Origin of the sequence: Thiobacillus denitrificans, assembly GCF_001530125.1 — a bacterium.
Classification (GTDB): Bacteria; Pseudomonadota; Gammaproteobacteria; order Burkholderiales; family Thiobacillaceae; genus Thiobacillus; species Thiobacillus denitrificans_C.
On record NZ_LDUG01000033.1, the window covers coordinates 97,071 to 117,280 of the forward strand.

The 20,210-nt window shown below is 60.7% G+C and carries 25 protein-coding genes and 2 tRNA genes; 4 read left to right on the plus strand and 23 right to left on the minus strand.

The window, feature by feature from the left end:
• Window position 1 precedes the first annotated feature (1 nt).
• Window positions 2-691 (plus strand): transcriptional regulator domain-containing protein, encoded by a 690-nt coding sequence (locus ABW22_RS11820; RefSeq protein ID WP_059756783.1) that lies wholly within the window; start codon window positions 2-4, stop codon window positions 689-691.
• Window positions 692-799: 108 nt separating this feature from the next.
• Here ABW22_RS11820 and ABW22_RS11825 read toward each other — a convergent pair whose 3' ends face one another.
• From ABW22_RS11825 to ABW22_RS11895, 15 genes are all read right to left on the minus strand, one after another.
• On the minus strand, window positions 800-1,384 hold the full coding sequence (locus ABW22_RS11825; protein WP_059756786.1) for a superoxide dismutase: 585 nt from the start codon (window positions 1,382-1,384) through the stop codon (window positions 800-802).
• A gap of 217 nt (window positions 1,385-1,601) precedes the next feature.
• A tRNA-Pro gene (locus tag ABW22_RS11830) sits at window positions 1,602-1,678 on the minus strand.
• 47 nt (window positions 1,679-1,725) lie between these two features.
• The gene (locus ABW22_RS11835) at window positions 1,726-2,085 is read right to left on the minus strand and encodes a MerR family transcriptional regulator (RefSeq protein WP_059756790.1); all 360 of its coding nucleotides are present in this window, start codon (window positions 2,083-2,085) and stop codon (window positions 1,726-1,728) included.
• Window positions 2,063-2,374 (minus strand): integration host factor subunit alpha, encoded by a 312-nt coding sequence (locus tag ABW22_RS11840; protein ID WP_059756792.1) that lies wholly within the window; start codon window positions 2,372-2,374, stop codon window positions 2,063-2,065. Before ABW22_RS11840 ends, ABW22_RS11835 begins: the two co-directional genes overlap by 23 nt.
• Window positions 2,375-2,444: 70 nt before the next feature.
• Window positions 2,445-4,790 carry a phenylalanine--tRNA ligase subunit beta gene (pheT, locus tag ABW22_RS11845; RefSeq protein WP_059756794.1) on the minus strand — a complete coding sequence of 782 codons (2,346 nt, stop codon included), beginning with the start codon at window positions 4,788-4,790 and terminating at the stop codon, window positions 2,445-2,447.
• 11 nt (window positions 4,791-4,801) lie between these two features.
• Window positions 4,802-5,839: a phenylalanine--tRNA ligase subunit alpha gene (pheS, locus tag ABW22_RS11850; RefSeq protein WP_059756797.1), complete on the minus strand. Its 1,038-nt coding sequence runs from the start codon at window positions 5,837-5,839 to the stop codon at window positions 4,802-4,804.
• Between the two features lie 194 nt (window positions 5,840-6,033).
• Window positions 6,034-6,393, minus strand: a complete 360-nt coding sequence (gene rplT / locus ABW22_RS11855; RefSeq protein WP_059756800.1) for a 50S ribosomal protein L20 — start codon at window positions 6,391-6,393, stop codon at window positions 6,034-6,036.
• A 12-nt stretch (window positions 6,394-6,405) separates the two neighbouring features.
• A complete protein-coding gene (gene rpmI / locus ABW22_RS11860; protein ID WP_059756802.1) occupies window positions 6,406-6,603 on the minus strand; it encodes a 50S ribosomal protein L35 in 198 nt (65 codons plus the stop codon).
• 136 nt (window positions 6,604-6,739) lie between these two features.
• Entirely contained in the window at window positions 6,740-7,264 is a 525-nt protein-coding gene (gene infC, locus ABW22_RS11865) for a translation initiation factor IF-3 (RefSeq protein ID WP_082708777.1), read from the minus strand.
• 106 nt (window positions 7,265-7,370) lie between these two features.
• On the minus strand, window positions 7,371-9,278 hold the full coding sequence (gene thrS, locus ABW22_RS11870) for a threonine--tRNA ligase (RefSeq protein ID WP_059756807.1): 1,908 nt from the start codon (window positions 9,276-9,278) through the stop codon (window positions 7,371-7,373).
• Between the two features lie 192 nt (window positions 9,279-9,470).
• Window positions 9,471-9,547: transfer RNA gene (locus ABW22_RS11875), tRNA-Val, on the minus strand.
• Window positions 9,548-9,615: 68 nt separating this feature from the next.
• Window positions 9,616-10,173 (minus strand): RNA 2',3'-cyclic phosphodiesterase, encoded by a 558-nt coding sequence (gene thpR, locus ABW22_RS11880; RefSeq protein ID WP_088178783.1) that lies wholly within the window; start codon window positions 10,171-10,173, stop codon window positions 9,616-9,618.
• The gene (gene ispF / locus ABW22_RS11885) at window positions 10,166-10,648 is read right to left on the minus strand and encodes a 2-C-methyl-D-erythritol 2,4-cyclodiphosphate synthase (RefSeq protein WP_059756810.1); all 483 of its coding nucleotides are present in this window, start codon (window positions 10,646-10,648) and stop codon (window positions 10,166-10,168) included. Before ispF ends, thpR begins: the two co-directional genes overlap by 8 nt.
• Entirely contained in the window at window positions 10,641-11,339 is a 699-nt protein-coding gene (gene ispD, locus ABW22_RS11890; RefSeq protein ID WP_059756813.1) for a 2-C-methyl-D-erythritol 4-phosphate cytidylyltransferase, read from the minus strand. The genes ispF and ispD overlap by 8 nt, the downstream gene beginning before the upstream one ends.
• Complete coding sequence (locus tag ABW22_RS11895) at window positions 11,336-13,609, minus strand: DNA translocase FtsK (RefSeq protein WP_059756817.1); 2,274 nt, start codon at window positions 13,607-13,609, stop codon at window positions 11,336-11,338. Before ABW22_RS11895 ends, ispD begins: the two co-directional genes overlap by 4 nt.
• 110 nt (window positions 13,610-13,719) lie before the next feature.
• Here ABW22_RS11895 and trxB point away from each other — a divergent pair, with 110 nt between their 5' ends.
• The 3 genes from trxB (at window position 13,720) to ABW22_RS11910 (ending at window position 15,945) form a co-directional block, all read left to right on the plus strand.
• Window positions 13,720-14,676 (plus strand): thioredoxin-disulfide reductase, encoded by a 957-nt coding sequence (gene trxB, locus ABW22_RS11900; RefSeq protein WP_059756818.1) that lies wholly within the window; start codon window positions 13,720-13,722, stop codon window positions 14,674-14,676.
• A 139-nt stretch (window positions 14,677-14,815) separates the two neighbouring features.
• A complete protein-coding gene (locus ABW22_RS11905) occupies window positions 14,816-15,478 on the plus strand; it encodes a Smr/MutS family protein (protein WP_059756821.1) in 663 nt (220 codons plus the stop codon).
• Window positions 15,479-15,489: 11 nt separating this feature from the next.
• Window positions 15,490-15,945: a peroxiredoxin gene (locus ABW22_RS11910; protein WP_059756823.1), complete on the plus strand. Its 456-nt coding sequence runs from the start codon at window positions 15,490-15,492 to the stop codon at window positions 15,943-15,945.
• Between the two features lie 365 nt (window positions 15,946-16,310).
• Here the strand turns inward: ABW22_RS11910 and ABW22_RS11915 are convergent, their stop codons facing one another.
• The 8 genes from ABW22_RS11915 to ABW22_RS11945 all read right to left on the minus strand — a co-directional run bounded on the left by ABW22_RS11915 (window position 16,311) and on the right by ABW22_RS11945 (window position 20,204).
• Entirely contained in the window at window positions 16,311-16,634 is a 324-nt protein-coding gene (locus ABW22_RS11915) for a hypothetical protein (protein ID WP_202813947.1), read from the minus strand.
• A 1-nt stretch (window position 16,635) separates the two neighbouring features.
• The gene (locus ABW22_RS11920) at window positions 16,636-16,914 is read right to left on the minus strand and encodes a BrnT family toxin (protein ID WP_059756830.1); all 279 of its coding nucleotides are present in this window, start codon (window positions 16,912-16,914) and stop codon (window positions 16,636-16,638) included.
• 131 nt (window positions 16,915-17,045) lie between these two features.
• A complete protein-coding gene (locus ABW22_RS11925) occupies window positions 17,046-17,345 on the minus strand; it encodes a HigA family addiction module antitoxin (protein ID WP_059756965.1) in 300 nt (99 codons plus the stop codon).
• A gap of 12 nt (window positions 17,346-17,357) precedes the next feature.
• The gene (locus ABW22_RS11930; RefSeq protein ID WP_059756834.1) at window positions 17,358-17,639 is read right to left on the minus strand and encodes a type II toxin-antitoxin system RelE/ParE family toxin; all 282 of its coding nucleotides are present in this window, start codon (window positions 17,637-17,639) and stop codon (window positions 17,358-17,360) included.
• A 147-nt stretch (window positions 17,640-17,786) separates the two neighbouring features.
• Entirely contained in the window at window positions 17,787-18,560 is a 774-nt protein-coding gene (locus ABW22_RS11935) for a nuclease-related domain-containing protein (protein ID WP_059756837.1), read from the minus strand.
• 136 nt (window positions 18,561-18,696) lie between these two features.
• The gene (locus ABW22_RS17340) at window positions 18,697-18,873 is read right to left on the minus strand and encodes a hypothetical protein (protein WP_162264487.1); all 177 of its coding nucleotides are present in this window, start codon (window positions 18,871-18,873) and stop codon (window positions 18,697-18,699) included.
• 379 nt (window positions 18,874-19,252) lie between these two features.
• Window positions 19,253-19,726 (minus strand): group I truncated hemoglobin, encoded by a 474-nt coding sequence (locus ABW22_RS11940; RefSeq protein ID WP_202813948.1) that lies wholly within the window; start codon window positions 19,724-19,726, stop codon window positions 19,253-19,255.
• A 178-nt stretch (window positions 19,727-19,904) separates the two neighbouring features.
• A complete protein-coding gene (locus tag ABW22_RS11945) occupies window positions 19,905-20,204 on the minus strand; it encodes a hypothetical protein (RefSeq protein WP_059756840.1) in 300 nt (99 codons plus the stop codon).
• Window positions 20,205-20,210: the final 6 nt, after the last annotated feature.

Here is a 20,210-nt window from a genome sequence, read left to right on the forward strand (position 1 = left end):
CATGCGCGATCAGCAGGATGCCCATGCCCGTTGCGCCGCACTGACGCGCGACCAGTGGGCGTGGGAATTCCTCCGCCGCAACCCCGACTACCAGACCGACTACCGCCGCTTCATCGCGCTGTGGCGCGCGCTCGAAGCCGACTATGGCATGCCGCCCAATCGTGATTTCCAGCGCTGGAAGCGCGACCCGCGCGCCTATGGCCCGCTGCCGGGCGAGGCACCGCTCGCTGCGCCCAGCGGCGACCTGTGCGTGGGGGACGATGACCGCGTGCTGCTCGAATGCTGGATGGGCGCGAAATGGGGCTTCTACAAGTTCCCGCTCGATCCCGCGCGCACCGCGCCGCCCGGCTCCGACGAACTCGCCTGGCGCCCGCCGCAGCCCGCCGCACTTGTCGATGAGGCCTTTCGGCTGGACATCCGCTTCGACCTGTCGCTGCCGCTGCCGCCGCAACTGGAAGCGGCCAAATTCCACCTGGTCAGCCGCGCGGCCGAACTGCGGCGCAGTGGCCTTGCCGCGCCAATGACGGTGGCGAACCAGCGTGAACGCTGGACGATGATGTTGCAATTGCTGGATACAGGGAAAGCCTGCAGTGAGGAAGAAACGGCCCTGCTGCACGAAGCACGGGCGATGACGCGCTGCGGCTATCGGGAGATTCTGCGGCTGGTTGAACCCGGCGCGGACACAAAATAAAACCGGGACGCGATGCCCCGGTTTTATTTGATTCACCCTGCCAGCAAGCTGGATCAGGCAAGTCGCTTCTGTAAGCTGATTTTAGCGAGTCGCTTCCGCGAAGCCGGCTTAAGCGAAATTCGCTTCCGCGAATTTCCAGTTCACCAGCTTGTCGAGGAAGGTCTCGACGAACTTGGGGCGCAGGTTGCGGTAGTCGATGTAATAGGCATGCTCCCACACGTCGATGCACAGCAGGGCCGTGTCGCCGGTGGTCAGCGGGGTGCCGGCGGCGCCCATGTTGACGATGTCGACCGAGCCGTCGGCCTTTTTCACCAGCCAGGTCCATCCGGAACCGAAGTTGCCGACGGCGCTGGTCTGAAAGGCTTTCTTGAATTCGTCGAGGCTGCCCCACTTGGCATTGATAGCGTCGGCCAGCGCGCCAGTCGGTGCACCGCCGCCGTTGGGCGACAGGCAATTCCAGAAGAAGGTGTGGTTCCACACCTGGGCGGCGTTGTTGTAGATGCCGCCAGCAGGGGCAGTCTTGACGATGTCCTCGAGCGACTTGCTCTCGAAGTCGGTGCCCTTGATCAGGTTGATGAGGTTGGTCACGTAGGCCTGATGGTGCTTGCCGTAGTGGTACTCAAAGGTTTCCTGGGACATGTGCGGCACAAGTGCGTCCATGGCAAAAGGCAGTGCGGGCAAAGTGTGTTCCATGACTCTCTCCAGAATTGAATGAACAACAATCAATATAGTGTGTCGCGCAAGCGTGACAAGCTGATGGGGCGGCACGATTGAGCGCAATGGGAAATGTGCCGGGATCCCATCAAGGATTTATCCCTGGGGACATCGACGATGGCTTGTGTGTGGCCGGACGAGATGTGTGTCCGGCTGAGGTTGTGGCGTGCTAAATGTTGCACGCACAACGGGAAACTGGTCGGGACGAGAGGATTTGAACCTCCGACCACTTGACCCCCAGTCAAGTGCGCTACCAGGCTGCGCTACGCCCCGATCAAGCCCGCAATTCTAACAGATGAGCCGCGTCTGGCGGAAGCCCGTCAGGCCAATATTTTCAGGATGGCCGTGATTTCGGCGCGCAGTTTGCCGACATCAAGCGCGCTTGAAGCGGGCGCAGTCTCGGGTGGGGTTTCGCTATCGTGCTCCAGGCGTTGCCGCGCGCCGCTGATGGTGAATCCCTCTTCGTACAGCAGTTCACGGATGCGGCGGATCAGCAGCACCTCGTGGTGCTGGTAGTAGCGCCGGTTGCCGCGCCGCTTGACCGGACGCAGCTGGGCGAATTCCTGCTCCCAGTAACGCAACACATGCGCCTTGACGGCGCACAGTTCGGACACTTCACCGATGGTGAAATAGCGTTTCGCCGGAATCGGCGGGAGTTCACTCTTCGCTGGGCGTTCCAATTTGGGCGCCTTCGACCTGGGACTTGAGTTTCTGGCTGGCGTGGAAGGTCACCACGCGACGCGCGGAAATCGGCATTTCTTCGCCGGTTTTTGGATTGCGGCCCGGCCGCTGCGGTTTCTCGCGGCACTGAAAATTGCCGAAACCGGACAGTTTGACGATGTCGCCCTTTTCGAGGGACAAACGGATTTCGTCGAAAAACGACTCGACGACATCCTTGGCCTCGCGTTTGTTCAGGCCCACTTTTTCGAACAGCAGTTCGGCTAGATCAGCTTTGGTGAGGGTGGTCATGCTTGTGTGTTGTCAGGGGGTGGCTGGTGAAAAATAGGGTCACGCACGCGCCAACAAAATTAGTTTTGCGTTATGCACGCAAACTGGCATCGCACTGATGACGCGCGGCGCTAACCAGTTTTTGCACGGCTTCGTCCACTTCCTGATCCGTTAATGTGCGTTCAGTATCTTGCATAACTACCCGTATGGCAAGGCTTTTTTTGTTTTCAGGCATGCCTTTTCCGCGGTAGTCGTCGAATACATCGATCGACCGTACACAGCCGGCCGAGGCCTCGCGCAACGCGGCCAGCAACTCGCCTGCGGGCATCCGGACGTCCAGCACGAACGCCAGATCGCGCCGCACCTGCGGGAAGCGGGACAACGCTGCATGCCGCGATAAGCTGCGCTGGACGAGCACCTGACTGCCGAGTTCGAACAGCACCGGCGCGGCCGGCAGGTCGAACGCCTGCACCAGACGCGGATGCAGGGTGCCGACCCAGCCGATGGACTGGCCTTCGGCCCACAGTTCGGCACACTGTCCGGGGTGCAGGGCGGGATGTGCACCGCTGCGGGCATCGAGCGCATGCCCGAACAGCCGTTCCAGGTCACCCTTGAGGTCGAAGAAATCGACGCGGCGCGATGGCGCGCCCCATTGCTCGGGAAGCGCGTCGCCGTAGACCAGGCCGCCCAGTTTCATCGGCTGCTCGGCAAGCGATGCATACACCCGCCCCAATTCGAAAATCCGCACCCGCTCCTGCTGGCGATTGAGGTTGTGACGCAGGGTTTCGATCAGGCCGCCCCACAGGGTCGTGCGCATTGCCGATAACTGGCTGGCGAGGGGGTTGGCGAGCAGCAGCGGACGCGCGCCGGCATCCAGCGCCGTTTCCCACGCGGGATCGACAAAGCTGTAGGTGATGACTTCCTGATAATCCAGGTCGACCAGCATCTGGCGCAGGGTGTCGTCGGCCAGCACCGTCTCGTCCTGCGGCAGCATGCGCGAAGGCGCCGCCGGCGGCTGGGCGGGAATGTTGTCGTAGCCGAACAGGCGCACCGCCTCTTCGATCAGGTCTTCCTCGATTGCGAGGTCGAAACGGAAACTCGGCGGCGTGACGACGAGGCGGTCGTCCTGGCGTTCGACATTCATGCCCAGCGCGGCGAGGTCGCGCGCCACCTGGTCGGCGTCGAGCTCGATGCCCGCCACGCGCGTCAGGCGCGCCAGCCGCAGAGTGATCGGCTCGCGCCTGGGCAATTCGGCGACTGCCTCGGTGATCGGTCCGGCCTGGCCGCCGCAGATGTCGAGGAGCAGCTGCGTCGCGCGTTCCATCGCCTGGCGGGTGGCGCCGAAATCGACGCCGCGCTCGAAGCGGTGCGACGAATCGGTCGACAGCCCCAGGCGGCGCGCGCGGCCGGCAATCGCCGCCGGTGCGAAAAATGCGGCCTCCAGCATGACGTCGACGGTGACGCGCTCCACGCTGGTCGGCTTCCCGCCCATGATCCCGGCCAGCGCCACCGGCCCGCCGGCATCGGCGATCACCAGCATGTCGGGGGCAAGTTCGGCGACCTGGCCGTCCAGCAGTTCGAGTGTCTCGCCCGCACGGGCCAGCCGCACCTCGATGCCGCCGTTGAGGCGCGACAGGGCGAAGGCATGCATCGGTTGGCCGAGTTCGAGTAGCACGTAGTTGGTGATGTCGACCGGCGCCAGCAGCGGACGGATGCCGCTGCGCTCCAGCCGTTCCGCCATCCAGCGCGGGGTGCTGGCCTGCGCATCGATGCCGCGCACCACCCGCGCCAGATAGCGCGGACAGGCCTCGGGCGCCGATAGCTGCATCGGCACCATGTCCTCGATGCGTTCAGCGACCCCGCCAATCTGCGGCAGCCGCACCTCGGCGCCGGTGATCGCGCCGACCTCGCGCGCCAGGCCCTGCATCGACAGGCAGTCCGCGCGGTTGGGCGTGAGCTTCAGCGTGATGAGGGTGTCGTCCAGATTGAGCCAGTTGCGGAAGTCCTCGCCGACCGGCGCATCGGCATCCAGCACCATCAGGCCGTCGGCCGCCCCTTCCAGGCCCAGTTCCCTGGTCGAGCACAGCATGCCGAAGGATTCGACGCCGCGCACCTTGACGACCTTGATCTCGAACCCGGGCAATTTGGCGCCGGGGCGGGCGCACGGTACCTTGAGTCCGGCCGCTGCGTTGGGCGCACCGCACACGATGGTGACCGGCGAAGATTCGCCGACATCGACCTGGCACACGCGCAGACGATCGGCGTCGGGATGGTTCTCCGCTGACAGGATTTCGGCCACCACCACGTTGTTGAAAGGCGGCGCGGCAGGGGACAAGGCCTCTACCTCCAGTCCAGCCATGGTCAGGGCATGGGCCAGCTGGGCGGTATCGAGCGCGGGATTGACGAGGCTGCGCAGCCAGGATTCTGGAAATTGCATGTTAAAGCGCTCTAGTGTGTGAATTGCTTGAGAAAGCGAAGGTCATTTTCGAAGAACAGCCGCAGGTCATCGACGCCGTAACGCAGCATCGCCAGGCGCTCGACGCCCAAACCGAAGGCAAAGCCGACAAAGCGCTCGGTATCGATGTCAACGTGCTTGAACACGTTGGGATGCACCATGCCGCAGCCCAGCACTTCCAGCCAGCCGGTGTGCGAGCACACCCGGCAGCCTTCGCCGCCGCACATCACGCAGCCGATGTCCATTTCGGCCGACGGTTCGGTGAAGGGAAAGAACGACGGGCGGAAGCGCACCGGCAGATCGTCGCGCTCGAAGAAGTTGCGCATGAAGTCGGCGAGCACGCCCTTGAGGTCGGCAAACGACACCGTCTCGTCGACCCACAGGCCTTCGATCTGGTGGAACATTGGCGTGTGCGTGACGTCGGAATCGCAGCGATACACCCGCCCCGGCGCGATGATGCGCAGCGGCGGCTGGTGGGTCTGCATGTGACGCACCTGCACCGGCGAGGTGTGGGTGCGCAGCAGCTCGCCCCCACCCAAATCATCCTGGCGCAGGTAGAAGGTGTCGTGCATCGCCCGTGCCGGATGGTCTTCCGGGATGTTGAGCGCGGTGAAGTTGTAGAAGTCGGTCTCGATTTCGGGCCCCGTCGCCACCTCGAAGCCGATCGAGCGGAACAATGCCTGAATGCGCGCCAGCGTGCGCGAAACCGGATGCAGGCCACCGTGCCCCAAACCCCGTCCCGGCAGCGTCACGTCCAGCGTTTCGGCCGCCAGCTGGCGATCCAGTTCGGCCTGCTGCAGCGTGTCGCGGCGGCTTTTCAGCGCCGCCTCGACCGCCTGCTTGGCTTCGTTGATGCGAGCGCCGGCGGTCTTGCGCGCGTCGGCGGGCATCGCACCCAGGCTTTTCAGCAGTTCGGTGAGTTGACCGCTTTTACCCAGGTAGCCCGCCTTGACCTGTTCCAGCGTCGGCAAATCGGGACTGGCCTGAATCGCGGCGAGAGCGTCTGCAACGATTTCGTTTGGATTGCGCATGGCGGTTTTTTTATATCTTGAATTGATCCGCGAAGAACGCGAAGTTCACAAAGAAAGGCGAAACGACTGAAGCTGCGGTCGATACGCCAGCCGGTCCTCTCTTCGCGCGTCTTCGCGCCCTTCGCGGATAAACTCGTTTGAACAATACCAACAAAAAAAGGCCTTGCGGCCTTTTTTTGTGACGGTTTGACGGCTTACGCCGCCAGCTTGGCCTTGACCTGATCGACGATCTTGGCAAAGGCATCCTTGTCGAAAATCGCGATATCGGACAGCACCTTGCGGTCGATCCCGATCTCGGCGCGCGACAGGCCGTTCATGAACACGCTGTAGGTCAGGCCGTACTGACGCGCGGCGGCGTTGATACGGGCAATCCACAGCCTGCGGAACTGGCGCTTGCGCTGACGACGGTCGCGGTACTGATACTGACCGGCTTTCATCACCGCTTCGTTGGCAACGCGGAATACGTTCTTGCGACGACCGCGATAACCCTTGGCGGCGTCGATGATCTTTTTGTGACTGGCGCGGGCGGTTACACCCCGTTTGACGCGTGGCATGGTCTTTCTCCTTTATGCGTAGGGCAACATGCGTGAAACCGACTTGTGGTCGCTGGCATTGACAGTTTCCATGCCGCGCAACTGGCGCTTACGCTTGGTGCTCTTCTTGGTGAGAATGTGACGCATGAACGCGTGCGAGCGCTTGAATCCGCCGCCGCCCAGTGCACGGAACCGCTTGGCGGCGCCGCTCTTGGTCTTCATCTTAGGCATGATGCTTCCTTTTATCTCATGCGGCCAGGTGATCCCACGACGTGGAATGCTTCACCAACCCGACTGCACGTATTGTGGCGTTTTTACCCTCTCGGGTTGAGAAACGCCGGTCTCATTGAATCTAAATCTTCCTGGCTTAAATCTTCTTTTTCGGCGCCAGCATCATCACCAGTTGACGACCTTCCATCTTGGGAAACTGCTCGACCACCGCCAGTTCGGCCAGGTCGGCCGCGACCCGCCTCAACTGGTTCATGCCGATGTCCTGGTGAGCCATTTCACGGCCCCGAAAACGCAGTGTAATCTTGGTCTTATCGCCTTCTTCCAGAAACTTGATCAGGTTGCGCAGCTTGATCTGGTAATCGCCTTCGTCGGTACCCGGACGGAACTTGATTTCCTTGATCTGGACCTGCTTCTGCTTCAGCTTGGCTTCGTGCTGCTTCTTGCTTTCCTGGTACTTGAACTTGCCGTAGTCCATGATCTTGCACACGGGCGGCTGGGCCGTCGGCGCAATTTCCACCAGATCCAGTTCAGCCTCTTCTGCCTGACGCAGCGCATCGTAAATTTTTACGATGCCAAGCGGCTCGCCTTCCACACCGACCAAACGTATCTCAGAGGTGGTAATTTCCCCATTGATGCGTGTCTGTTTCTTTTCTGTCGCGATGAGTTGTTCTCCAAATGAAAACCTGACGCTGCGCGTCGAGGCAAAAAGGCCAAACCAAAAATAAAGAAGGCGCGGGACGAAGTCCCTACGCCTTGTTTGACCGCTATTACTGGCGCGCCAGCGTTTCCGCTTTCAGGCGCGCCATCAAGTCATCCAAACTGAGCTGCCCCAGATCCTGGTTGCCGCGGGCACGGACGGAAACCATCCCGGTTTCCATTTCCTTGTCGCCGACCACCACCTGATAAGGCAGCTTTTGCAAGCTATGTTCGCGGATTTTATAAGTAATCTTGTTATTACTCAAGTCCGACATCGCACGGATGCCTGCCTCGCGCAGCGCGCGGGTGACTTTTTGCGCATATTCGGTCTGGCGCTCGCTGATATTCATCACCATCACCTGCACCGGCGCCAGCCACAACGGGAAGTTGCCGGCATGGTGCTCGATCAGGATGCCGATGAAGCGCTCCATCGACCCAAGAATCGCGCGGTGCAGCATCACCGGGGTTTTGCGGCTGTTGTCCTCGTCGACGAATTCGGCGTCGAGGCGCACCGGCAGGTTGAAATCGAGCTGGATGGTGCCGCACTGCCACAGCCGGTGAAGCGTGTCTTTCAGCGTGAACTCGATCTTGGGGCCGTAGAACGCGCCCTCACCCGGCTGCAAGTCGTAGGCCAGCTTGCTCTTGTCGAGCGCCGCCGCCAGCGCCGCTTCGGCCTTGTCCCAGGACGCGTCCGAGCCGACCCGCTTGTCCGGCCGGGTCGACAGCTTGACCAGCACATCCTCGAAGCCGAAGTCAGCGTAGGTCTTCTGCAGCATGACGATGAAGTCGGCGACTTCCTGCTCAATCTGGTCTTCGGTGCAGAAAATGTGGGCGTCGTCCTGGGTAAAACCGCGCACCCGCATGATGCCGTGCAGCGCGCCCGAGGGCTCGTTGCGGTGGCACGAACCGAACTCGGCCAGGCGCAGCGGCAGGTCGCGATAGGAATGCAGGCCGCTGTTGAAAATCTGCACGTGGCCGGGGCAGTTCATCGGCTTGACCGCGTAGTCGCGGTTTTCCGACGACGTGGTGAACATGTTGTCGCGGTAGTTTTCCCAGTGGCCGGACTTCTCCCACAGGCTGCGGTCCATCACCGCCGGGGTGCGTACTTCCTGGTAACCGTATTCGACGAACTTCTGCCGCATGTACTGCTCGATCTGCTGCCACACGATCCAGCCCTTGGGGTGCCAGAACACCATGCCCGGCGCCTCGTCCTGCATGTGCAGCAGGTCGAGCTGCTTCGCCAGCTTGCGATGGTCGCGCTTCTCGGCCTCTTCCAGCCGATACAGGTAGGCTTCGAGGTCTTCCTTCTTCGCCCATGCCGTGCCGTACACGCGCTGCAGCATCTCGTTCTTCGAGTCGCCGCGCCAGTAGGCGCCGGCCAGCTTCATCAGCTTGAAGTGTTTGAGCTTGCCGGTCGACGGCACGTGCGGGCCGCGGCACAGGTCGATGAAATCGCCTTCACGGTAGAGCGAAATGTCCTCATTGCTCGGGATCGACGCGATGATCTCGGCCTTGTAGGCTTCGCCCATATTCTTGAAGAAGGTCACAGCCTCGTCGCGCGGCATCACGCTGCGCTCGACCGGGATGTCCTGCTTCGCCAGCTCGGCCATTTTCTTCTCGATAGCCACCAGGTCTTCCGGCGTGAACGGGCGCTTGTACGAGAAATCATAAAAGAAGCCGTCCTCGATCACCGGGCCGATGGTGACCTGCGCATCGGGGAATAGCGACTTCACCGCATACGCCAGCAGGTGTGCGGTGGAATGGCGAATCATGTCGAGGCCGTCGGCGTCGCGGTCGGTGACGATAGACAACTGCGCATCGGCGTCGATCACATGGCTGGTATCGACCAGTTCGCCGTTGACCCGCCCGGCGAGCGCCGCCTTGGCAAGGCCGGCGCCGATGCTGGATGCGACCTGCGCGACCGTGACCGGACCCTCGAACGGGCGGACGGAACCATCGGGAAGCGTGACGTTGACCATGATTCAAACTCCAGAAACAAAAAAAAGCGCGGACCGACCGCGCTTTTGGGTATTACAGGAAGATTGCAGAGACTCTGCGAACAGCGATGCGCCGGGTTTATCCAGTAACAAGCCGACTAGTTCGCGTTGACATCTCACAAGCTCCACGGGGCGAACCCCACTAAAACGGGTCATCCCGACCCTTCAAATATTTGGTAGGCGCGAATGGACTCGAACCATCGACCCCCACCATGTCAAGGTGGTGCTCTAACCAGCTGAGCTACGCGCCTAATGCGGGGCGGATCATAACCGAAACGCCACGCGCGTGTCGAGTCGGCCGGGGTTTTTTTGTCTTGCCTCACGCCAGCGGCCAGCGCCGGATCACGTCGTAATGCATTCCGTCGACTTCGCGGCGCGAAGCCACCAGCACGAAATCGCTGATCGGCCAGTGTACCGGCATGCACTCAGGCACCTCACCGCCGGCGGAATTGCGCAGCAGGGTGACATGCGGCACGTGCGGACGCGCATCGACGGCAAACCCGGCGCCCTGCAAGGCGGCATTCACCGCGTCGACCAGTTCGAGGTGCTGCGGCGGCGCCTGGCTCGCACCCAGCCAGCCGATCCGGTTGTGCCGCCAGTAGCCGGCCTGATCGAGGACGAGTTCGAACGCATCAGCCTGAGCAGCGTCGACGCAGGCGGTCAGGGCATCCAGTTGTTCGGCCGGCGTGCTGCCGAGAAAGACCAGGGTGATGTGCAGGGTCTCCGCGCGCATCCGCCGGCCGCCCAAGTGCTGATGCAGCCACTTGCCGGCGCGGTTGAGTGCGTCGCGGGTGGCATCATCCGGCCACAGGGCGAAGAACAGCCGTAGCGTGTCGGGGTCGACCGGCCCGGATTCTGTCAGACCGGGTTCAATCACGCGCGATCAGGCACACCGCTTCCGCCGCGATGCCCTCGCCGCGTCCAGTGAAACCGAGTTTTTCGGTGGTGGTGGCCTTGACGTTGACGTGCTCAATCGCAACGCCGAGGTCGTCCGCGATATGCGCCGTCATCCTCGCAATATGCGGGGCCATTTTCGGTGCCTGCGCGATGATCGTGGCGTCGACGTTGCCGACGCGCCAGCCGCGGGACTTCAATTGTTCGGCCACCCGGCGCAGCAGGATGCGGCTGTCAATGCCGGCAAACGCCGCGTCGGTATCCGGGAAATGGCGGCCTATGTCGCCCAGCCCTGCCGCGCCCAAGAGCGCGTCGCAGATCGCGTGCAGCAGCACATCGGCGTCGGAATGCCCGGCCAGTCCCAGCTCAAAGGGAATGTCGACGCCGCCGAGGATGAGCTTGCGGTTCTCGGCAAAGGCGTGCACGTCGAAGCCGTGGCCGATGCGGAGTTCACTCATTCAAGTGCTCCAGGATCAGGCCCGCCAGAACCAGGTCCTGCGGATAGGTGACTTTGAGGTTACGACTGTCGGATTCGACCAACTTTGGCTGCAAGCCGAGCTGTTCGATGGCGGAGGCTTCGTCGGTCATGTCAGCACCTGCTGCACGCAAGGCTTCGCTCAAGGTTCCATGCCGGAACATTTGCGGCGTCTGCGCCTGCCACAGGCCGGCGCGCGGCACGGTGGCTTCGGCGCGTGCGCCTGATTCAGTACCGGCGGCGCGCTTCAGGGTGTCGGCCACGGGCACGGCGAGCAGGCCGCCGACCGGATCATCGGCCACCTCATCGAGCAATCGGCTCAAGGATTCTGCCGGCAAGCATGGCCGCGCCGCGTCGTGCACCAGCACCCAGTCGTCCGCCGCGCATTCTGTCGCCATCGCCTGCAGCCCGTTCAACACGGTCTCGGCGCGGGTGGCACCGCCGCAGCGCAGCACCTGCAAGCGATCTTCCCAACCTGCCCACTCGTAGTTCCCCCACCTTTTGTCGGTGGGCGAGAGCACGACGAAAAGCTTGGAGATTCGAGGCTCGCGTGCCAACACAATCAGCGCATGCGCAATCATCGGGATCGAGTTAAGCGGCATATATTGCTTGGCCACTTTCCCGCCCATGCGCGAGCCGCTTCCTGCGGCAGGGATCAGTGCGTAAAAACTCATGCGTCGCCTCCGGGCGCCAATACATCACGATTGCCGTTGGATTGCATCGACGACACCAGGCCGGCGCGCTCCATGTCCTCGATCATGCGCGCGGCACGGTTGTAGCCGATGCGCAGCTGGCGCTGCACCGACGAGATCGACGCGCGGCGCGTTTTCAGCACGTAGGCCACGGCCTGGTCGTACAGCGGATCGGCTTCCGCCGCCTCGCCGAATTCGCCGCCGCCCTCGCCCGTTTCTTCCAGCGACTCGAGCACGCCTTCGATGTATTCGGGTTCGCCCAGCGATTTCAGATAATCGACCACGCGGTGCACTTCGGCGTCGGATACGAAGGCGCCGTGCACCCGTTGCGGGTGCCCGGTGCCGGGCGGCAGGTAGAGCATGTCGCCCTGCCCCAGCAAGGCCTCGGCGCCCATCTGGTCGAGAATGGTGCGCGAGTCGATCTTGGAGGACACCTGGAAGGCGATGCGCGTCGGGATGTTGGCCTTGATCAGGCCGGTGATGACGTCGACCGACGGCCGCTGCGTCGCCAGAATCAAGTGAATGCCGGCCGCCCGCGCCTTCTGCGCCAGCCTCGCGATGAGCTCCTCGACCTTCTTGCCGACCACCATCATCAGGTCGGCGAGCTCGTCGATCATCACCACGATCATCGGCATGGTTTCCAGCGGCTCGGGATTGTCCGGCGTCAGGCTGAACGGATGCGTCAGCGGCGTGCCTGCTTTCTTCGCGTCGCGCACCTTCTGGTTGTAGCCCGCGAGGTTGCGCACGCCGACGGCCGACAGCAGCTTGTAGCGCCGCTCCATTTCGCCCACGCACCAGTTGAGCGCGCTGGCGGCCTGCCTCATGTCGGTGACCACCGGCGCCAGCAGATGCGGGATGCCCTCGTAAATCGACAGTTCCAGCATCTTGGGGTCGACCATGATCATGCGCACGGCGGACGGGTCGGACTTGTACACCAGCGACAGGATCATGGCGTTGACGCCGACCGACTTGCCCGAGCCGGTGGTGCCCGCGACCAGCAGGTGCGGCATCTTGCCGAGGTCCGCCACCACCGGGTTGCCGGCGATGTCCTTGCCCAGCGTGATGGTCAAGGGGCTGGCGCTGTCGTGGTAGGCCTTGGAGCCGAGAATCTCGCTCAAACGCACCATCTGCCGCTTGGGATTGGGAATTTCCAGCCCCATGGTGTGCTTGCCGGGGATCGCCTCGACCACGCGGATGCTGATCACCGACAGCGTGCGCGCCAGATCCTTTGCCAGATTGACGATCTGGTTGCCCTTCACCCCCACCGCCGGCTCGATCTCGTAGCGCGTGATCACCGGGCCGGGCGATGCCGAGACGACCTTCACCTCGACGCCGAATTCGGCGAGCTTGCGCTCGATCATCAGGGACGTGAATTCCAGCGCCTCGGCGCTCGCGGTTTCCACCGCCTCCTCGGCCGGGTCGAGCAGATGCAGCGGCGGCAAGGGCGAGTCGGGCAGATCGGAGAACAGCGGCGACTGTTTTTCGGTGACGGCGCGCTCGGATTGCGGCACCTCCTTCACCACCGGCTCGATGCGGATCGGCGGCGCATCGACGCGCTTTTTCTTTTCCACCGACACGATGGCCTCGCGTTTCTGCTGCGCCACCTCGCCCAGTTGGCGGTCACGATACGCCTGCCAAGCCTGGATCGACTTCCACCAGGTCCGCTCCACCCACTCGCCGGTGCGCTCGGCCATGCCCAGCCACGACACGCCTGTGAACAGGCTGAACCCGACCGCCATCAGCAGCAGCAGGACCAGCGAGCCGCCGGTGAACCCCAGCAGCGCACCCGCCACCCCCCCAATGCCAGCCCCCAGCACGCCGCCGTGCGTGTCAGGCAGCGCCACCGTCCAGTGCCAGGCGCGCAGCCATTCGACTCCAGTGCTGGCAAGCAGCAGCAGGCCGAATCCGCCGAGCCGGAACCAGCGTTGGCGGCCGTCCGCCAGTGGAGTTTCATCCAGATGGCGAAAGGTATGGATGACATAGGCCACTGCCAGCAGCACCCACCACCAGGCCGACACGCCAAAAATCATCAGCAGCAAATCGGACAACCAGGCGCCGCTTTTGCCGCCAAAGTTATGGATCACAGCGCCATCGCCGGTGGTGCTGAAACCGGAGTCGGCCACATTATGGGTGAGCAGAATCGCCGCCAGCAGCAGCGCGGCAAATCCCACCAGCAGCGCACGGGCTTCGCGCAGCAGACGCTGCATACGGGGCGGCAAGGGGGTCGGTGAACGGGAAGCAGGACGCGCCATGGGAACTTAACAAACCAGAGTGCTTTGAATTATACCGGGCAGGCAGCATGGAAACGCTGCCGCCAAGTTTGGTTAGAATAGCCAGCTTTCCCATCGTCCGAGCGCAGACCATGAGCACCCAACACCACAAACTCGTCATTCTCGGTTCCGGCCCCGCCGGTTATTCCGCCGCCGTCTACGCCGCGCGCGCCAACCTCTCGCCGGTCGTCATCACCGGCATGCAGCAGGGCGGCCAGCTGATGACCACCACCGAAGTCGACAACTGGCCGGCCGACGTCGACGGCGTGCAGGGCCCCGAGCTGATGGACCGCTTCCAGCGCCACGCCGAACGCTTCAAGACCGAAATCATTTTCGACCAGATCAATGCCGTCAAACTGACCGAAAAGCCCTTTAGCCTGACCGGCGACTCCGGCACTTACACCTGCGATGCGCTGATCATCGCCACCGGCGCCTCGGCCATGTACCTGGGCCTGCCATCCGAGGAAGCGTTCATGGGCAAGGGCGTATCGGGCTGCGCCACCTGCGACGGTTTCTTCTACAAGAACCAGGATGTAGCGGTCATCGGCGGCGGCAACACCGCGGTCGAAGAAGCGCTGTATCTCGCCAACATTGCCCGCCACGTCACCGTGGTGCACCGCCGCGACACCTTCAAGTCCGAGAAAATCCTGGTCGACCACCTGATGGCCAAGGTCAAGGAAGGCAAGATCACCCTCGCGCTCAATAACACGCTGGACGAAGTGCTGGGCGACAAGACCGGCGTCACCGGCATGCGCATCAAGAGCACCAAGGACGGTAGCACCAAGGACATCGCGCTCACCGGCGTGTTCATCGCGATCGGCCACAAGCCCAACACCAGCTTGTTCGAAGGCCAGCTCACGCTCGAAGGCGGCTACATCGTCACCCGCGGCGGCAACAAGGGCAACGCCACCGCCACCAGCATCGAAGGCGTGTTCGCCGCCGGCGACGTGCAGGATCACATCTACCGCCAGGCCGTCACCAGCGCCGGCACCGGCTGCATGGCCGCGCTCGACGCCGAGCGCTACCTGGACGCGCTCGGCAAGGCGTAAGTCAAAACAAGCCATACCTTTGTCATTGCGAGCGAAGCGTGGCAATCCAGCGTCCTGATCAATCTCCCGTTCTGGATTGCCACGTCGCTACGCTCCTCGCAATGACGGCTTGTTCCACACTTCGGTAAAGGTATACAGCATGAAGCGCGCCCGCGACAGTGCACTTACCCCCGCCTCCTTCGAGGCGCTGGCCCGCATGCGCCGCGCGCTGCGCGAGCAGGCCGCGGCGCCGGTCTTGCTTCACCAGGCACCGCATAAGCCCAAGGTTCCGGAGGACGGCGTCATGCTGTTTCGCCGTGCCGTCGCCGACGTTGTTCCCCTTCCCCCGTCCGGCCGTGTGGAGCCCACGCGTCCACGCCCCAAGCCCATCGCTCGCCAGCGCCTGCGCGACGAGCAGCAAGTGCTGGTCGACGCCCTGGCAGACCCCTGGGACTGGGAAGCCGCCACCGCCACCGGCGAGGAGCTGGTTTTCTCGCGCCCCGGCGTGCCAACTGCCGCGCTGCGGAAACTGCGGCGCGGCGGCTGGGTCATCCAGGGCGAGCTCGACCTGCACGGCCACACCGGCGATGAAGCACGGATTGCACTGGCCGCCTTCCTCAACCGCGGCATGCTCGAAGACCGGCGCTGCGTACGCATCATCCACGGCAAGGGCCACGGCTCGAAAAACCGCCTGCCGGTATTGAAAAACAAGGTGCGCCACTGGCTCACCCAGCGAGAAGACGTGCTCGCCTTCTGCCAGGCACGCACCATCGACGGCGGCGCCGGTGCCGTCATCGTGTTATTGAAATCTTCGTCACGTTAAAGAGACCCACCATGAGCGAATCCGTCATCAAAGATTTCGAACTGCCGTCCACCGGCAATGCCACCTTCAAACTGTCCGATCATTGCGGCAAGAACGTCGTCGTCTATTTCTACCCCAAGGACAACACATCAGGCTGCACCCTCGAAGGCCAGGAATTCCGCGATCTGTATGGCGACTTCACCAAGGCGAATACGATTGTCGTCGGCGTCTCACGCGACAGCCTCAAATCGCACGAAGGCTTCAAAGCCGAATTCGACTTTCCATTCGAGCTACTCGCCGACACCGATGAAAAGGTCTGCGAACTGTTCGGCGTGATGAAGCTGAAAAACATGTACGGCAAGCAGGTGCGCGGCGTCGAGCGCAGCACCTTCGTGTTCGACGTCAACGGCAAACTGGTCAAGGGCTGGCGAGGGTTAAAGGCGCCAGGCCATGCGGCGGAAGTGTTGGCGTTTGTAAAGACGCTTTGAGCGCTTGATGCCCGATCCGTCATTGCGAACGCCACGGAGCAATCCAGTTTGAATGAATTAAGGCTCGCAGCACCGCCGAGCAGCGCATGTTGTAGTCGACTGCTATCCGTTGGCCGGGGCAGCCCACCCTCATCCCAATTGTCCTCCCTTTACTTCGCGTGCCCTAAAGGGACGTGCGTAGCCGATTGTCAAATTTTCTCTAATAGATGTCGTTAAGCGCTTGTAATTTTCGATAAAAACAGAAGGGACGCGAAAATGAGAAGGCGTGATTTTTTGACAGAGCTCGCCCTGCTCCCGGCTTTAGCTGTTCAAGCTCACTCTGAATATTTTTCTCAGCAGGTTGCATAAGAGTGGCTAACGTCAAGTTAAGGGGCGCGCCGCTTTTGGCGCGTCCCGCTTGAACGAGGGGTTAGGCTGGCCTGCGGCTCTACAAGACGTCCTGTGACGTACTTGTGAAGGACGCTGGACATCAGTGTTTGATAAGGGATCGCTTCTTCTGCGGCCTTTGCTTGAATATCGTCGAGGTCGCGGGATGAGATGCGAATATTGACCCGCTTGTCTTTAGCCAGAGAGGCAGAAGCCATTGCCGCAAAACGTGCGATTTCACTTTTGTTTTTGGCGACGGGCTGCCACTCACCCCTTTCAAAAGAAGCCAGAATTTCTTCTTCAAGTTTATTTTCTTTGTCCATTTCAACGCTCCTCATCAAGATAGATACGAGTGGCCTTTCGACTCGGGATGATCGTTTTCAGGAAGACCTCATGCTTCGTCTCCACAAACGGCACCAAATAGGCGTAGCCACGAATACGAACCACAAACATGCGTTGGTTCGGATATTGAATTGTGTTCGGATGGTCTAGCACGACAAGAAGGCCACCATTCGACATGGCCGACACCACTTCCTCAAAAGATACGCCGCGCTCAGCCTTGAGGCGGATATTTTTCTCGGTGCTCCAGTTCACAGATTTCATGCTGCGAATACTACACCTGTGTGCCTTATGGCATCAAGAGGCCCAACGTTCAAGGTAACCGGCGCTGCGCGGCTTCATCGCGCAGCGTCCGGTTGACCGCAGGGTTCGGCCACACCGTCGGCATGGACGGCTTAGACAACCAGCAGTCGACACCGGGAAATGCGTGAGAGTGCTTCGCCCATGATTTCACGAGCGACCGCTGTATCATAGTTGGCCTGTCCCCGAAGCCACCACCCGTCGCTGAGTCCGAAGTACCGACACAGCCGCAGGTCGGTGTCTGCCGTAATGGCCCGCTTACCCGCAACGATGTCCCCGATTCTTTGAGGGGGAACACCGATGTCCTTGGCCAAACGGTACTTCGTCAGGCCAAGCGGCTTCAGAAATTCCTCATCCAGCATTTCGCCGGGAGACACGGGGGGAATGGTGCGCATGATCAAACTCCTTCAGTGATAATCCACAATCTCAACATCCTTCGGACCCTCTGCGGTCCAAGCGAAGCACACGCGCCACTGATCGTTGATGCGAATGCTGTACTGCCCCTTGCGACTTCCCTTCAAAGCCTCCAGTTGATTGCCGGGTGGTACACGCAGATCATCCAAGACCGCAGACCAGTCAAGCTGTTCAAGCTTGCGTAGCGCAGGTCGCTCAATATTCACCCAGCGGCGAACGCGTTTCCCGAGGAAGAGCGCCTGCGTGTCCTTGCACTTGAAGCCCTTAATCGCCATCAGCGAAGATTAACGCGTAGCGTGCATAACGTCAAGCGTCAATATCGTCCAGCCACAGCGCGCAATGGTGGGCAAGGGCAATTCGTGGGGCCGAACGCTCAAATTGAGGGGCGCGCCGCTTTTGGCGCGTCCCTCTCGAATGCAGGGTTAGGTAACGTTTTGGATCGTGCGACACTTCGGAAACGCGGAGCACCCCCAAAATTTGCTACCCGCCTTATCGCCGCTCTTCACTGTACGCTTAACCATCTCGGCTCCGCACTTGGGGCATGACCTTGGGGTATCGGGATCCAAGCGGAGCTGAACTTTTTTCACATGCTCACGATTTGTCGCGAGCGATGGAGCCATGCGACCGGTACTGATCGCCGAATACACTGCCTCAACCTCGGAGGCGGAAAGAATGGGGCTTGTCTTTGACTTGATGTAGGAAATGTATCCGCCAGCGCGGGTGACATTTTGTGGCATTTTGGTTTTGAATTCGCTGCCACCCACAAAGACTATGACGGAGTGAAATGTTTCTGAAGGAAGACTGACCAAGGATTCAAGCGCCTTGATGTGCTTGAAATTCTGGCGAAGTGGATTTTGAAACTTGTTAGTGGTTTTGAAGAGCTTCTGGGTCCACGTGGCCTGATTTTCATCTCCGAATATCCAACCGCTGTAGTTTTTTGTTTCAACAACGAATACGCCAAAACGTGACACGAATATGTGATCGATTTGCGTCGTTCCGTCCGGTGTTTTGAGCGTTACGTTGTGTATCGCTCGGTACTCATTGGGGTTGAGCAGAAACTTTGCCGATAGTCGGACAAGCAATTCGCCAAAGAACCCTTTGAACCAAGGGGTGTTAGCGATACCCGCTGCAATAAGCAGGGGTAGCAGCCACCACAGTTGATCGAAGAGAGGTTTCAGTACGGATGTAAGGTGCATGTGAAGTTACCTAACGTCGAAGCTCAGGGGCGCGCCGCTTGCGGCGCGTCCCGCTGGAGCGCAGTGTTAGACATGGCGGCCAACTGGAAAAGTCGGCGCTGACGGGACGGCATAAAAGCAGCAGTGAGCCAATGGTTCATGTGTAGATAACGGTAACGGCAATTGCCGCACTGGCAATTACACCAAGAATCAAATACTCGCCGATTGCTTGAGCCTTCTTGGGGGGAAGATCGAACGTGCGACCCACGACCAAACCAACAAGGTAACCAGCGAGTTCGCCAATCGAAAGGGCTATTGCTTCAAGCCAGGGCATAGGGTGAATGTCTAACGCTGAAATAACCGGGCGCACGATGGCCCAGGATGGAACCGATGGCGCTTAGGGCGCTCCGGTTCATTGAATTGTTAGGCGTGGCAAAGGATAGAAGATGCTGACCCCGGACCAAATAAAGCTGAGACGCCGAGACAATGAGATGCGACAACTGAGAATTGAAAACCAAAGGCTTGAAAACAAACTTGCCGAAATTAGAGTTGGCTTTGCAGTGCTACTGAGAGGCATGGCAAGGCACGTAAATTTCAGTTTGGGAGTACGGCTTTGCAATATGGCAAGTGAGCTTGAGAGTGACGCCTAACGTAAAGTTGAGGGGCGCCGCGCTTTTGGCGCGTCCCTCTCGAACGCCATGTTATGCCCACACCTATGCCTCGACCATGTCATTTTTCGTGCTTTGTATAAACGCAACCAGTTCGTCACGCTCAGGCTGTTGGATATTAAAAGCGTCCAACGTGGCATGAAGGTGTGTCATGAATGCCGACCAGTCAGCTTCGTTGAGTTTCATGCCTTTGTGGGATGTTTTCATGTCTCGCCCAGTGTAGTACACCGGGCCGCCTGCATTCGAACACAGAAAATCAATCAGGAGTTGCTTTGACCGTTGCAGACTGTCCTCTGGACGACGCTGCCAGAAGTGGGCTAGTAGTGGATCCTGTTGCAGTCGTGGCAACAGGTCGCTAACGACGGCCGAAATGGCGTCATAACCCAATACTGTTCGTTTAAGCAAAATTCCGTTCGTCCTGAGCCTGTCGAAGGGCTCTTGGTGAGTAGCTGGTGGTTCGACAAGCTCACCACGAAGGTTAACCGAACAGCATTGCGTCATAACCACCAAGACGTTCATAGAGTGTTTTCGTGTTCATTGCATTATCTCCTTCTGGTTAGAAATGGGTATAACGTTCAAGGTGACCGGCGCTGCGCGGCTTCATCGCGCAGCGTCCAGAGAGCGAAGCGAACGGGGTCGACCGCCGGGTTGGGCGTCAGTTTCGTCGACGGCACTTTCGACGAGCACGCACAGCCACTTAACTGTTCTTGACATTCGGTGCCTTGAGCAGGACCGTCTTGTAGACAATTGTCGCCACTATCGCTCCAACTGCGATGACGATTGCGAAATACGAGTAGAAAAGCCATGCTCCACCGTGGCTGGATCGGAATTTATCGATCGCAATTGGAAACAAAATGGTGACCGGAACACCATAGGCAAGTGTGCCGATGAAGCCCCACAGGGCAGGGCCCTTGCCTATCTTGCGCGCAGCGACGAAAAACACCCTGAAGACGGGAATGGTGGTGAGAATCAGGATGAGGAGGAGGATCTTAATCATGTGTAT

Coding starts and splice junctions, on each gene's coding strand:
- thrS (WP_059756807.1), bottom strand. CDS start 9,278: ATGGTCAACGTCACGCTTCCCGATGGTTCCGTCCGCCCGTTCGAGGGT.
- ABW22_RS11840 (WP_059756792.1), bottom strand. CDS start 2,374: ATGACCACCCTCACCAAAGCTGATCTAGCCGAACTGCTGTTCGAAAAA.
- pheT (WP_059756794.1), bottom strand. CDS start 4,790: ATGCAATTTCCAGAATCCTGGCTGCGCAGCCTCGTCAATCCCGCGCTC.
- ABW22_RS11910 (WP_059756823.1), top strand. CDS start 15,490: ATGAGCGAATCCGTCATCAAAGATTTCGAACTGCCGTCCACCGGCAAT.
- ABW22_RS11905 (WP_059756821.1), top strand. CDS start 14,816: ATGAAGCGCGCCCGCGACAGTGCACTTACCCCCGCCTCCTTCGAGGCG.
- ABW22_RS17340 (WP_162264487.1), bottom strand. CDS start 18,873: ATGCCCTGGCTTGAAGCAATAGCCCTTTCGATTGGCGAACTCGCTGGT.
- ABW22_RS11820 (WP_059756783.1), top strand. CDS start 2: ATGCGCGATCAGCAGGATGCCCATGCCCGTTGCGCCGCACTGACGCGC.
- ABW22_RS11930 (WP_059756834.1), bottom strand. CDS start 17,639: ATGGCGATTAAGGGCTTCAAGTGCAAGGACACGCAGGCGCTCTTCCTC.
- ABW22_RS11935 (WP_059756837.1), bottom strand. CDS start 18,560: ATGCACCTTACATCCGTACTGAAACCTCTCTTCGATCAACTGTGGTGG.
- ispF (WP_059756810.1), bottom strand. CDS start 10,648: ATGAGTGAACTCCGCATCGGCCACGGCTTCGACGTGCACGCCTTTGCC.
- ABW22_RS11915 (WP_202813947.1), bottom strand. CDS start 16,634: ATGGACAAAGAAAATAAACTTGAAGAAGAAATTCTGGCTTCTTTTGAA.
- trxB (WP_059756818.1), top strand. CDS start 13,720: ATGAGCACCCAACACCACAAACTCGTCATTCTCGGTTCCGGCCCCGCC.
- rplT (WP_059756800.1), bottom strand. CDS start 6,393: ATGCCACGCGTCAAACGGGGTGTAACCGCCCGCGCCAGTCACAAAAAG.
- ABW22_RS11945 (WP_059756840.1), bottom strand. CDS start 20,204: ATGATTAAGATCCTCCTCCTCATCCTGATTCTCACCACCATTCCCGTC.
- ABW22_RS11920 (WP_059756830.1), bottom strand. CDS start 16,914: ATGAAATCTGTGAACTGGAGCACCGAGAAAAATATCCGCCTCAAGGCT.
- rpmI (WP_059756802.1), bottom strand. CDS start 6,603: ATGCCTAAGATGAAGACCAAGAGCGGCGCCGCCAAGCGGTTCCGTGCA.
- pheS (WP_059756797.1), bottom strand. CDS start 5,839: ATGCGCAATCCAAACGAAATCGTTGCAGACGCTCTCGCCGCGATTCAG.
- ispD (WP_059756813.1), bottom strand. CDS start 11,339: ATGAGTTTTTACGCACTGATCCCTGCCGCAGGAAGCGGCTCGCGCATG.
- ABW22_RS11940 (WP_202813948.1), bottom strand. CDS start 19,726: ATGAACGTCTTGGTGGTTATGACGCAATGCTGTTCGGTTAACCTTCGT.
- ABW22_RS11825 (WP_059756786.1), bottom strand. CDS start 1,384: ATGGAACACACTTTGCCCGCACTGCCTTTTGCCATGGACGCACTTGTG.
- ABW22_RS11925 (WP_059756965.1), bottom strand. CDS start 17,345: ATGCGCACCATTCCCCCCGTGTCTCCCGGCGAAATGCTGGATGAGGAA.
- ABW22_RS11895 (WP_059756817.1), bottom strand. CDS start 13,609: ATGGCGCGTCCTGCTTCCCGTTCACCGACCCCCTTGCCGCCCCGTATG.